The organism is Microbacterium sp. (assembly GCF_031988965.1).
In the GTDB taxonomy this organism is placed as follows: Bacteria; Actinomycetota; Actinomycetes; order Actinomycetales; family Microbacteriaceae; genus Microbacterium.
The window spans coordinates 1-11,368 of record NZ_DALZXX010000097.1 but is presented as its reverse complement, the minus strand read 5'-3'; the positions used below and the strand labels follow the sequence as shown (position 1 = coordinate 11,368).

Below are 11,368 nucleotides of genomic sequence, written 5' to 3'. Positions count from 1 at the left end.
AGCGACACCCTCGCCGGGCTCGGCCCCGCGGCGCTCGCCGCCGGCGACGTGCTCCGTGTGGGCGATCGCGCACCGCATCCCGTCGAGCCTGATGCTCTGCCGAGGGCGCTCCCGGCGCCCGGTCACCTCGTCGACCTCGAGATCACCCTCGGACCCCGCGACGACTGGTTCACGGCGGCGGCCCTCGCGACCCTCACCGGCCAGGAATGGACCGTGACGCCGCGGTCCGACCGGGTCGGCATCAGGCTCGAGGGTGCCCAGCCCCTCGAGCGCGCCATCAGCGGGGAGCTGCCCAGCGAGGGCGCCGTCACCGGGGCGATCCAGGTGCCTCCCGACGGTCAGCCCGTGCTGTTCCTACCCGATCATCGGCGCACTCACCGACAGCAGCCTCGACCTCGCCGGGCAGCTGCCGCCCGGCGCACGGGTCCGCTTCATCATCAAGGAGACCTCATGACCACGGTGCTGATCGCGAATCGCGGAGAGATCGCCGTGCGCGTCATCCGCGCCTGCGCCGAAGCGGGATACGCGTCCGTCGCGGTCTACGCCGACCAGGACGCCGATGCCCTGCACGTGCGCCTCGCCGACGAGGCTTTCGGCCTCGGCGGAGACACCGCTGCGAGCACCTACCTCTCGATCGACGCGCTGCTCGACGCGGCGCGCAGGAGCGGCGCCGATGCCGTGCATCCCGGCTACGGGTTCCTGTCGGAGAGCGCCGAGTTCGCACGAGCCGTCGAGGGCGCGGGGCTCGTCTGGGTCGGACCCTCGCCCGACAGCATCGACGCACTCGGCGACAAGATGACCGCGCGGCGGATCGCCCAGCGGGTCGGAGCGCCGTTGGCGGCCGGCACCGATCAGCCTCTGACCGGACCCGCCGAGGCCGTGGCGTTCGCCGAGCAGCACGGGCTTCCGATCGCCATCAAGGCCGCGTTCGGCGGTGGCGGCCGTGGGCTGAAGGTCGTGCGGGAGCTGTCAGAGGTCGCCGACGCGTTCGACGCCGCGACCCGCGAGGCGATCGCCGCCTTCGGTCGGGGGGAGTGCTTCGTCGAGCGCTTCCTCGAGAGCCCGCGCCATATCGAGGTGCAGGTGCTCGGCGACGGACACGGCGGCGTCGTGGTCGTCGGCGACCGTGACTGCTCGATGCAGCGTCGAAACCAGAAGCTCATCGAAGAGGCACCCGCGCCCGGGTTGTCGAGCGATCAGCGCGGGCGGTTCCATGACGCGGCTCGGGCGATCTGCGCCGAGGTGCGGTATCGAGGCGCGGGCACCGTGGAGTTCCTGCTCGCTGCCGACGGCACGATCTCTTTCCTCGAGGTGAACACCCGACTGCAGGTGGAGCATCCGGTCACCGAGGCGGTCACCGGCACCGATCTGGTGCGCGAGCAGTTCCGCATCGCGTTCGGCGAGGGCATCTCGTTCGCGGAGACGCCCGTGCCGTCGGGGCACGCCGTCGAGTTCCGCATCAACGCGGAGGACCCCGGTCGCGGTTTTCTGCCGAGCCCCGGTCGGGTCACATCGCTGCGGGTGCCCGGTGGGCCCGGCGTGCGCTGGGACAGCGGCATCGAGGCGGGCGATGTCGTGCAGCCCGCGTTCGACTCGATGATCGCGAAGCTCATCGTGCACGCGGACTCCCGTGATGCGGCGCTGGTCCGCGCGCGTCGGGCACTGCGCGAGCTCACGGTCGAGGGACCGGCGACCGTCATCCCCTTCGATCTGCTCGCGCTCGACGACGAGGCCTTCGCCACCGACACCTTCGCGGTGCACACGCAGTGGATCGAGAGCACGCTGCTGCCGCGCCTCGAGACGCAGCTGCGTCCGGCTCCCGTCCCGGATGCCGAACTGCAGCGCTTCCCCGTCGAGATCGACGGGCGCCGTGTCGTGCTCGGTCTGCCGATCGGTCTGCTCTCCGGACTCGGCGGACCGGCGCATGCCGAGGTCGCGGCCTCGGCATCCGATCCGGCCGAACTTCGCTCACCTGCGCCCGGGACCCTCGTGCGCTGGCTCGTCGACGACGGTGCGAGCGTGGTGCAGGGCGACGCGGTCGCGGTGCTCGACGCGATGAAGATGGAGACCACCGTCGTCGCCCACCGCGCCGGCACCCTGTCGCACCGGGCCGAGCTCTCGTCGACGATCGCGCCGGATGGGGTCCTCGCCGTCATCGAGTGAGACCGTGACGGTTCGCACGGTGCACAACTCAGCAAGAGAGCAGATCCCGCCCCGACCGGCCCTGCGGCCGAGTCCGGGCGAGCTCATGCTGAGGTGTGCACGGCCGCCTGTCGGGCTCTAGGCCGGGTCGCCGCCCAGCGGTCCCACGGCCTCGAGCGGCTTCGGGTCGTCGGCGCCGGTCTTGCGGGCGCGGGCGATCGCGTTGCCCAGGTGGTAGATCAGGAGCGCAGCGACCGTGCCGAGCACGATGCCGCCGAACGAGAAGTCTCCGAGCTGCATCGAGAAGCCGGCGATGCCGATCACGAGCGAGACGGCTGCGGTGTACTGGTTCACCGGACGCGAGAAGTCGACCTTGCTGTCGACCCAGATCTTGATGCCGATGATGCCGATCAGGCCGTAGAGCGCGGTCGTCGCGCCGCCCAGCACACCGGCCGGGATCGAGTTGAAGACCTCGCCGACCTTGGGTGAGAACGCCAGCAGGATCGCGAAGAGACCCGCGACCCAGTACACGGCGGTCGAGTAGACGCGGGTGGCGGCCATGACGCCGATGTTCTCGCCGTATGTCGTGGTGCCCGAGCCGCCGAAGCCACCGGCGATGGTCGTGGCGACGCCGTCGGCGATGAGTGCGCGACCCGTGTGCTTGTTGATCGCCGGGTCTTCGGTCATCGTCGCGACGCCGCGCACGTGGCCGACGTTCTCGGCGACGAGCACGAGCACGACCGGGAGGAACATCGCGATGGTCGACCAGGTGCCGGGGGCGACGAAGTCGGGGAGCTGGAACTCGGGCAGGCCGACCCAGGGAGCATCCGCGATGAGCTCGGCGGGCGTCTTGCCTCCGCGCAGCGCATTGGGCACGTCGAACGAGCCGGTGAAGGCGGCGTAGATGAAGCCGACCGCGACGCCGAGGAAGATCGAGATGCGTCCGAGGAACCCGCGGAACAGCACCGCGAACAGGATGATCGCGACGAGCGTGATGGTCGCGGTCACGGGGTCGAGCTGGAAGTTGTTCCACGCCGTCGGGGCGAGGTTGAAGCCGATCAGGGCGACGATCGCACCGGCGACCACCGGGGGCATGAGGGCGTCGACCCAGCGGAGACCGGCGAACTGCACGACCAGGCCGACGACGGTGAGCAGGATGCCGACCGCGACGACGCCGGCCAGGGCGGAGCCGGTGCCGCCCGCCGCGACCGCGGCGGTGATCGGCGCGATGAACGCGAACGACGAGCCGAGGTAGCTGGGCAGCTGGTTCTTCGTGATCAGCAGGAAGATCAGGGTGCCGAGACCGCTGAACAGCAGGGTCGTCGACACGGGGAAGCCGGTGAGCGTCGGCACGAGGAACGTCGCCCCGAACATCGCGACGACGTGCTGGGCGCCGATCGCGATCGTGGCGGGCCAGTTCAGGCGCTCTTCGGGCTTCACGACGGCGCCGGGCTCGACCGTGCGTCCGTTTCCGTGGGTCTTCCACAGGGGCATGCGGGCTCCTCAGGATCGGGGGGAGTGGGAGTGCTCCCGCAACACTACCGATTCCTGAGTATTGCCTGGGTGCGAGCGGGCTTGCTCCCTCACTCGCTGCGAAGGAGATCTCTGGCTCCGAAGGACCGCATCCACCGATCAGTCCTTCGCGGGAGGAGATTGCCTTCGCAGCGAGTGAGGGGCTGGGGAGTGGAGGGAGTGAGGGGGTGATACCGACGCGGTGCCGCGGATCAGGCCCCGAGGCGCTCGATCAGCTCGCGGTAGCGCGCGGCCGTGCGCTCGACGATGTCCTCGGGCAGCACGGGCGGCTCGCCCTGCTTGTCCCAGTTCGCGGCGAGCCAATCGCGCACGATCTGCTTGTCGAAGCTCGCCATGCGCTCGCTCGGCGTCGTGCCGGAGCGCCAGGCCTCGGCATCCCAGTACCGCGACGAGTCGCTCGTGAGCACTTCGTCGGCCAGGCGCAGGGTGCCGTCGGCATCCGTTCCGAACTCGAACTTGGTGTCGGCGAGGATCAGGCCCTTCTCCTCGGCGATCGCGGCAGCGCGCGTGTACAGCGCCAGAGAGGCGTCGCGCAGCTCGGCCGCGCGCTCGGCGCCCACCAGCTCTACCGTCTTCTCGAAGGTGATGTTCTCGTCGTGCTCGCCCATGGGCGCCTTGTAGGCGGGGGTGAACAGCGGCTCGGGCAGACGGTCGCCGTTCTGCAGCCCGGCGGGCAGCGGGATGCCGCACACGGTGCCGCTCTCGGTGTACTCGGCCCAGCCCGAACCCGTGATGTATCCGCGCACGACGCACTCGATCGGCAGCATCTCGAGGGACTGCGCGAGCATGGCGCGGTCGGCGGCGCTCGCGGGGATCTCACCGTCTGCGAGGTGGTTCGGCACATCGCTCAGCTCGCTGAACCACCAGCGGCTGAGACGGGTGAGCAGGGCTCCCTTCTGCGGGATGCCGGGAGACAGCACGAAGTCGAACGCGCTCACGCGGTCGGAGGCGACCACGAGGATGCGGGTGTCGGCGGCGTCTTCCGAGGCGTACAGGTCGCGGACCTTGCCCGAGTAGATGTGGCGCCAGCCGGGAATGGTCTGCGCGGTGCTGTCCGAAGGTGTGCTCACCCGCCCATTATCCCGGTCGGCGACGCGGATGTCGTGTCGTGTCAAGGGCTGGCGTGATCCCTCGCGCATCGGCGACGCTCGAATCCACGGAGCGGAGGAACCATGACGAAGGACCTGTCGACGGGTGACCGGGTGAGCTGGAACACGTCCCAGGGGCGTACCCGGGGCACCGTGGAGGAGAAGAGGACGAAGGACTTCCGGTTCGCCGGACAGAGCTTCACGGCCTCCGATGACGAACCGGCCTACATCGTGACGTCGGAGAAGAGCGGTGAGAAGGCCGCGCACAAGGGATCGGCGCTGCGCCGGTTGGCGGATTGAGTCGCCGCCTGCCGCTCGCGCCGAGTGTCGGCGGGGGTGCCTAGCCTGGACGCTGTGACCGACGACACCTTCACCGAACGCCTGCGACTGTCGCGTGCCGTCGCTTCCGACCTCGACGAGGTCTTCGCGATCCAGAGCGATCCGAGGGTGTGGACGCACTATCCGAGTCTGCGGCACACCGATCGCGCGCAGACCGTCGAGATGATCGAGCGCTGGGAGCGCAGCTGGGCGGACGCGGGTCTCGGATCGTGGGTGGCCCGCCTGCGCGACACCGGCGAGGTCGTCGGCAACGGAGGATGCACGCTGCTCGGCGGCGAGGTGTGGAACATCGGCTATCGGATCGCCGGGGACCACCACGGTCAGGGCCTGGCGACTGAGCTGGCGCGGGCGGGGGTCGAAGCGGCGAGGTCGATCGCCCCCGAGCGCCCCGTGATCGCCTACCTCGTCGAGCACAACAGGGCGTCGGCGCATGTCGCCGAGAAGCTCGGCCTCGAACTCGTGCACCGGGCGCCGGATGCGGGCAATCCCGACACCCAGGTGATGCGGCTCGTATACGCGGACCGACGGCTGACGCCGGAGCAGCTCGCCGCGACCCTGAAGTAGCGCGACCGACCCGGCATCCATCTTGTCGACCGGTCGAAACAAGCGTATAGTCCACGTGGACTATTTGAGGTGGAGCAGATGTCGAAGGATCCGGTGGAGCGACTGACCCCGATGGGGGTGATGGTGCTCGCGCTGCTGCGCGAGGGTGACATGCACCCCTACGAGATGGTGCGACTGATGCGCTCCCGCCGCGACGAGCGACTGCTCACCATCACCAACGGCACCCTCTATCACACGGTCGGTCGACTGCAGCGGGAGGGCTTGATCGACGAGGTCGGCATCGACCGAGACGGCAATCGCCCGGAGCGCACCACCTACACGCTCACGGATGCCGGGACCGAGGTGCTGATCGACTGGCTGCAGCGTGAGTTGGCGAGCGTCGAGCATCCGGCAGAGTTCCGCATCGCGCTCGCCGAGGCGCACAACCTCGAACGCCCCGACGCGATCGAGTGCCTGCGCGCACGACGGGTCGACCTCGCCGCCGCGCACATCGAGCACCGGGACGGACTCGTCGCGGCGCGGCGCAGGGGTGCTCCCGAGCAGGTGCTCGTCGAGTTCGAGCGCCAGGAGGTGCTGCTCGAGGCCGAGCTGCGCTGGCTCGACTCCCTGCTCGATCGCCTCGACGCCGAGGCCTTCCCCTGGGGTCCCACGAGTTTCGACGACACGGAGCGCTACCGCGCACAGCGAAAGGCTGCACAGCAATGACCGAATCCCGCCAGAAGTCGGGTCCCGACACCGGCACCTTCGCCGCCGGGCACCGCCCGTCCAGCCCCTGGCCCGCCCTCTGGGCGCTCGTCATCGGCTTCTTCATGATCCTGGTCGACACGACGATCGTCTCGGTCGCGAACCCCGCGATCAAGGCGGCCCTCGACCCGACGACCAACAACCTCGACAACGTCGTGTGGGTCACCAGCGCCTACCTGCTCGCGTACGCGGTGCCGATCCTGATCACCGGACGTCTCGGCGACCGGTTCGGGCCGAAGAACATCTACCTGATCGGTCTCGCCGTCTTCACCCTCGCATCCCTCTGGTGCGGTCTCTCCGACTCGCTCGAGATGCTCATCGCCGCCCGCGCCGTGCAGGGGCTCGGCGCCGCGTTCATGACGCCTCAGACCATGGCCGTGATCACGCGCACCTTCCCGCCCGAGCGTCGTGGGGCGGCGATGGGGCTGTGGGGTGCGACCGCCGGTGTCGCGACACTGGTCGGTCCGCTGGTCGGTGGCCTGCTCGTCGACGGCTTCGGCTGGGAGTGGATCTTCTTCGTCAACATCCCGGTCGGAATCGTGGCGTTCGTGCTGGCCTGGCGCCTGGTTCCGCAGCTCGCCACCAGCCCGCACCGCTTCGACATCGTCGGCGTGGTCCTCAGCGCGATCGCGCTGTTCCTGCTCGTCTTCGGTCTTCAGGAGGGCGAGAAGTTCGACTGGGGTGTCATCTGGGGGCCGATCTCGGTGTGGAGCCTCATCATCGCCGGACTCGTCGTGCTCGGGCTGTTCATCGTGCAGCAGGCGCGTACCCGCAGTGAGCCGCTGGTGCCCCTCGACCTCTTCCGCGACCGCAACTTCTCGGGCGCGAACGTCGCGATCGCGGCGGTCGGTTTCACGGTGACGAGCATGTCGTTGCCGATGATGTTCTTCCTGCAGACGGCGCGCGCCCTCACCCCGACCGAGGCCGCGCTGCTCCTCATCCCGATGGCCGTGCTCTCGGGGGTGCTCGCCCCGTTCGCCGGCAAGCTGCTCGACCGCGTCGACCCGCGCATCATCCTGATCCCCGGTCTGCTGTGCGTCATCGTCGCCCTGATCTGGTACTCGGCGCTCATCAACATGGACACTCCGATCTGGATGTTCCTCATGCCGTCCGCGCTGATGGGCATCGGCAACGCGGGTATGTGGGGTCCGCTCGCGACCACCGCGACGCGCAAGCTGCCGCCGCGTCAGGCCGGAGCCGGTGCGGGCATCTACAACACGACCCGCACCATCGGATCGGTCATCGGCTCGGCATCCATCGCCGCGTTCATGCAGTCGCGCCTCGAGGCGAATCTGCCGGGTCTCGCCGACGCTCCCTCGGGCATCAGCGGCGGATCCCTTCCGCCTCAGGTCGCCGAGGGCTTCGCGGCGGGCATGTCGCAGGCCATCCTGCTCCCGGCGTGCGTGATGGTCGTCGCCCTCATCGCCTCGCTCTTCCTCGGACGCTACGACAAGGCGGATGCCGCGAGCTGACCCTGCGACGCTCCTGCCGCCCGGTTCGAGGGCGGCTCGCGACGTTTCGTCTCAGTCGACTTCGTCGTCTTCGCTCAACGACCGGTGTTCCTTCGGTCGTTGAGCGAGCGAAGCGAGTCGAAGTGACGAAACGGGGTGGGCGGCGAGGCTGACCGGTTTGCGCCCGCGGCGACCGGTGTGATCTCATCGGGCGATGACGATCGAGCTCACGAGGCCCACCACCGACCTTTTCGACTCCTGGGCGGCAGCCGTCGCCGAGTTCGGTGACGGGCATGTCGACGGTTCGGGTCTGCAGGCGCCGGTCACCCCCGACCGTGCGACGCTCGACGCCCTCATCGAGAAGTCCGCGCTCCTCTCCGACACCACGGCGGAGCTCCCGGCGGATGCCGTGCACAACGACCTGTATTGGGTGACCGACGACGGCGAGGTCGTCGGGTTCCTCTCGTTCCGGCACGACCTCAACGACTACCTGCGCGAGGTCGGCGGCCACATCGGCTACGCCGTGCGGGCATCGCGGCGTCGCCAGGGGTATGCGTCCGCAGCGCTGCGCCTCGGACTCGAGCGCGCCCGCGAGATCGGGCTCGAGCGCGTGATGGTCACGTGCGACGACGACAACGTCGGCTCGTTCCGCACGATCGAGGGTGCCGGTGGCGTGCTGCAGGACGTCCGTACGCTGCCCGAGCACGGCGAGCAGCCGGTGCGCCGGTACTGGATCGCCCTCTAGCGGCGAGCGAGCGGACTCCCGGACCCCGCTCGGAACACGGCGACACGCCGTCGCCGGTTAGGGTGGATGGTCGACGACCATCCCGGTGGCAGCATCCTGTCGCCCATCCGATCCGAGGAGCATCCGTCGTGATCCCACATCCCTCTTCTGCGTCTGCGCGTCTGCGCACGCTCGGACGCACCGTCGGGGCGATGGCGCTCACGGCGTTCATCGCGGCCGGCGCGCTGCTCGGCGGAGCATCCGCCGCCTCCGCGGCCTATGACACCGAGAAGTACGTCATCGGCACCGACACGACGTTCGCGCCGTTCGAGTTCACGTCGCCCGAGGGTGACCTGGTCGGCATCGACATGGACCTGCTCCGGGCGATCGCCGAGGACCAGGGCTTCGAGGTCGAGATCCGCCAGCTCGGGTTCGATGCGGCGCTGCAGGCGCTCCAGTCGAACCAGGTGGATGCCGTCATGGCCGGCATGTCGATCACCGACGAACGTCAGCAGATCTTCGACTTCAGCGAGCCGTACTTCACCAGCGGCATCCAGCTGGGGGTGCTGGATGCGAGCGACATCCAGTCGCTCGACGACCTCGACGGCAAGACGGTCGCGGTCAAGACCGGCACGCAGGGCCAGACCTTCGCCGAGGACAATCAGGACGAGTACGGATTCCGCGTCACGCCCTACTCCGACACGACCGACATGGTCGATGCGGTCAAGGCCGGACAGGCCGTGGGCTACTTCGAGGACTTCCCGGTTCTGGCCTACGGCATCCAGCAGGGGTCCGGCTTCCGCCTCATCGGCGAACCCGAGCTCGGCGGCGAGTACGGCTTCGCGGTCAACAAGGGGCAGAATCCCGAACTGATCGAGAAGTTCAACGCGGGCCTCGAGAACCTCCAGGCCTCCGGCGAGTACGACGAGATCGTCGACACCTACCTCGCCGGCGGTGAAGAGACCACGCAGGCGACCGACATCTTCTCGGTCGCCGTGAAGTACTGGCCCGCTCTCATGGAGGGCCTGTGGCTGACGATCCTCGCGACACTCGTCGCTCTCGTCGCCGCGTTCATCCTGGGCATCGTGTTCGGATTCGGGCGCATCTCGAAGTTCCTCCCGTTCCGCTGGCTCGCCACCGCGTACGTGTTCGTCTTCCGCGGCACTCCGATCCTGGTGCAGGCGTTCTTCGTGTTCTTCGCCATTCCGCAGCTGTTCCCCGGCCTCACGTTCAACCCGTTCGTGGCGGGAGCCATCACGCTCTCGCTGAACACGGGTGCGTACATGACCGAGATCATCCGCGGTGGCATCCAGGCCGTCGACCCGGGCCAGAACGAGGCCTCGCGATCGCTCGGCCTCGGCCACTGGAAGACCATGCAGAAGGTCGTGCTGCCGCAGGCATTCCGCATCATGATCCCGTCGTTCGTGAACCAGGGCATCATCACCCTCAAGGACACCTCGCTGATCAGCGTGATCGGTCTCGCCGAGCTGACCTTCGTGTCGCGCCAGATCATCGCCTCGACGTACCTGTCGGCCCAGGTGCTGACGATCGTCGCCATCATCTACTTCGTCGTGATCACGCTTCTCACGCTGCTCGCGAACCGCCTGGAGAGGAAGTTCACCGCATGAGCAAGATCGAGGTCAAGGACCTGCACAAGTCCTTCGGCGACAACCACGTTCTCAAGGGCATCGACCTCACGGTCGACGACGGCGAGGTCGTGGCGGTCATCGGTCCGTCGGGCTCCGGCAAGTCGACCCTGCTGCGCTGCCTCAACAAGCTCGAGGAGCCGACCTCGGGTCACGTCATCATCGACGGCGTCGACCTGACCGACAAGAGCGTCAAGCTCGACGAGGTGCGCCAGCGCATCGGCATGGTCTTCCAGCACTTCAACCTGTTCCCGCACATGACGGTGCTCGAGAACATCACGCTCGCACCCATCGAGCTCGGCAAGCTGTCGAAGGCCGAGGCTCGCGAGCGGGCGCTCGCTCTGCTCGACCGGGTGGGCCTGGCCGAGAAGGCCGACGCGAAGCCGGCATCCCTCTCGGGCGGTCAGAAGCAGCGCGTCGCGATCGCGCGGGCGCTCGCGATGGACCCCGAGATCATGCTCTTCGACGAGGCCACCAGCGCCCTCGACCCCGAGATGGTCGGCGAGGTGCTGCAGGTCATCCGCGACCTCGCGTCGGGCGGCATGACGATGGTGCTCGTGACGCACGAGATGGGCTTCGCCCGCGAGGTCTCGGGCCGCACGGTGTTCATGGACGGCGGAGTCGTCGTCGAGGAGGCGCCGCCGGCCGAGCTGTTCGGCGCCCCGAAGAACGAGCGTCTGAAGGACTTCCTCTCGAAGGTGCTCTGAGAGTTCCCCGTGACGAAGGCCCTCACCCGGATTCGGGTGGGGGCCTTCGTCGTGCACCGGGCACGGTTTCGGGGCAGGTGCCGGGCACGGTTTCGGAGATCGGATCGGACTCGCCGGTGCGACGGGCGGATGCTGCGGGGTGGCGTGCGCGGCATCCGAAGCTGTGCCCGGATGGGAAGCAGCATCGTGCGGGGAGGGGGCCCGTCTAGAACGGGGTGCCCGACGTCGCGGCGGGGACTACTCCGCGACGCGGGCGGCGATGTCAGTGCGGAAGTGCGAGCCGTCGAGCGAGATGCGGCCGATCGCCTCGTAGGCGCGGTCGCGCGCGGTGCGGAAGTCGGATGCCACGGCGACGACGTTCAGCACGCGGCCGCCGGTCGCGATGAGCGAGCCTCCGGGGGCGTCAGGGCTCGCGGTCGCGGCGTGCACC

The 11,368-nt window shown here is 68.9% G+C and carries 11 protein-coding genes and 1 pseudogene; 9 read left to right on the top strand and 3 right to left on the bottom strand.

Annotated features, from left to right (window positions below; genetic code table 11):
• Positions 1-48: 48 nt before the first annotated feature.
• Positions 49-315: pseudogene (locus RTM68_RS13680) on the top strand (allophanate hydrolase); the annotation flags it as partial.
• A 135-nt stretch (positions 316-450) separates the two neighbouring features.
• Positions 451-2,163, top strand: coding sequence for a biotin carboxylase N-terminal domain-containing protein (locus RTM68_RS13675; RefSeq protein ID WP_312171822.1), 1,713 nt, complete (start codon positions 451-453; stop codon positions 2,161-2,163).
• A 117-nt stretch (positions 2,164-2,280) separates the two neighbouring features.
• Here the strand turns inward: RTM68_RS13675 and RTM68_RS13670 are convergent, their stop codons facing one another.
• Both RTM68_RS13670 and RTM68_RS13665 read right to left on the bottom strand, forming a co-directional pair.
• The gene (locus RTM68_RS13670; protein ID WP_312171820.1) at positions 2,281-3,636 is read right to left on the bottom strand and encodes a solute carrier family 23 protein; all 1,356 of its coding nucleotides are present in this window, start codon (positions 3,634-3,636) and stop codon (positions 2,281-2,283) included.
• Between the two features lie 230 nt (positions 3,637-3,866).
• Positions 3,867-4,745: a phosphoribosylaminoimidazolesuccinocarboxamide synthase gene (locus tag RTM68_RS13665; protein ID WP_312171818.1), complete on the bottom strand. Its 879-nt coding sequence runs from the start codon at positions 4,743-4,745 to the stop codon at positions 3,867-3,869.
• A 102-nt stretch (positions 4,746-4,847) separates the two neighbouring features.
• Between RTM68_RS13665 and RTM68_RS13660 the strand changes: the two genes are divergently transcribed.
• From RTM68_RS13660 to RTM68_RS13630, 7 genes are all read left to right on the top strand, one after another.
• Entirely contained in the window at positions 4,848-5,063 is a 216-nt protein-coding gene (locus tag RTM68_RS13660) for a DUF2945 domain-containing protein (protein ID WP_312171816.1), read from the top strand.
• 54 nt (positions 5,064-5,117) lie between these two features.
• On the top strand, positions 5,118-5,666 hold the full coding sequence (locus tag RTM68_RS13655; protein ID WP_312171814.1) for a GNAT family N-acetyltransferase: 549 nt from the start codon (positions 5,118-5,120) through the stop codon (positions 5,664-5,666).
• 78 nt (positions 5,667-5,744) lie between these two features.
• Positions 5,745-6,371 carry a PadR family transcriptional regulator gene (locus tag RTM68_RS13650; RefSeq protein WP_312171811.1) on the top strand — a complete coding sequence of 209 codons (627 nt, stop codon included), beginning with the start codon at positions 5,745-5,747 and terminating at the stop codon, positions 6,369-6,371.
• Entirely contained in the window at positions 6,368-7,882 is a 1,515-nt protein-coding gene (locus RTM68_RS13645; RefSeq protein ID WP_312171809.1) for a DHA2 family efflux MFS transporter permease subunit, read from the top strand. Before RTM68_RS13650 ends, RTM68_RS13645 begins: the two co-directional genes overlap by 4 nt.
• Positions 7,883-8,075: 193 nt before the next feature.
• A complete protein-coding gene (locus RTM68_RS13640) occupies positions 8,076-8,606 on the top strand; it encodes a GNAT family N-acetyltransferase (protein WP_312171807.1) in 531 nt (176 codons plus the stop codon).
• A gap of 128 nt (positions 8,607-8,734) precedes the next feature.
• Positions 8,735-10,213, top strand: a complete 1,479-nt coding sequence (locus tag RTM68_RS13635) for an amino acid ABC transporter substrate-binding protein/permease (RefSeq protein WP_312171805.1) — start codon at positions 8,735-8,737, stop codon at positions 10,211-10,213.
• Entirely contained in the window at positions 10,210-10,938 is a 729-nt protein-coding gene (locus RTM68_RS13630; protein ID WP_312171802.1) for an amino acid ABC transporter ATP-binding protein, read from the top strand. The genes RTM68_RS13635 and RTM68_RS13630 overlap by 4 nt, the downstream gene beginning before the upstream one ends.
• A gap of 237 nt (positions 10,939-11,175) precedes the next feature.
• Here the strand turns inward: RTM68_RS13630 and RTM68_RS13625 are convergent.
• The coding region (locus tag RTM68_RS13625; protein ID WP_312171800.1) for a phosphoribosylglycinamide synthetase C domain-containing protein at positions 11,176-11,368 on the bottom strand (193 nt) is incomplete at its 5' end.

Coding starts and splice junctions, on each gene's coding strand:
- RTM68_RS13675 (WP_312171822.1), top strand. CDS start 451: ATGACCACGGTGCTGATCGCGAATCGCGGAGAGATCGCCGTGCGCGTC.
- RTM68_RS13670 (WP_312171820.1), bottom strand. CDS start 3,636: ATGCCCCTGTGGAAGACCCACGGAAACGGACGCACGGTCGAGCCCGGC.
- RTM68_RS13660 (WP_312171816.1), top strand. CDS start 4,848: ATGACGAAGGACCTGTCGACGGGTGACCGGGTGAGCTGGAACACGTCC.
- RTM68_RS13650 (WP_312171811.1), top strand. CDS start 5,745: ATGTCGAAGGATCCGGTGGAGCGACTGACCCCGATGGGGGTGATGGTG.
- RTM68_RS13645 (WP_312171809.1), top strand. CDS start 6,368: ATGACCGAATCCCGCCAGAAGTCGGGTCCCGACACCGGCACCTTCGCC.
- RTM68_RS13640 (WP_312171807.1), top strand. CDS start 8,076: ATGACGATCGAGCTCACGAGGCCCACCACCGACCTTTTCGACTCCTGG.
- RTM68_RS13630 (WP_312171802.1), top strand. CDS start 10,210: ATGAGCAAGATCGAGGTCAAGGACCTGCACAAGTCCTTCGGCGACAAC.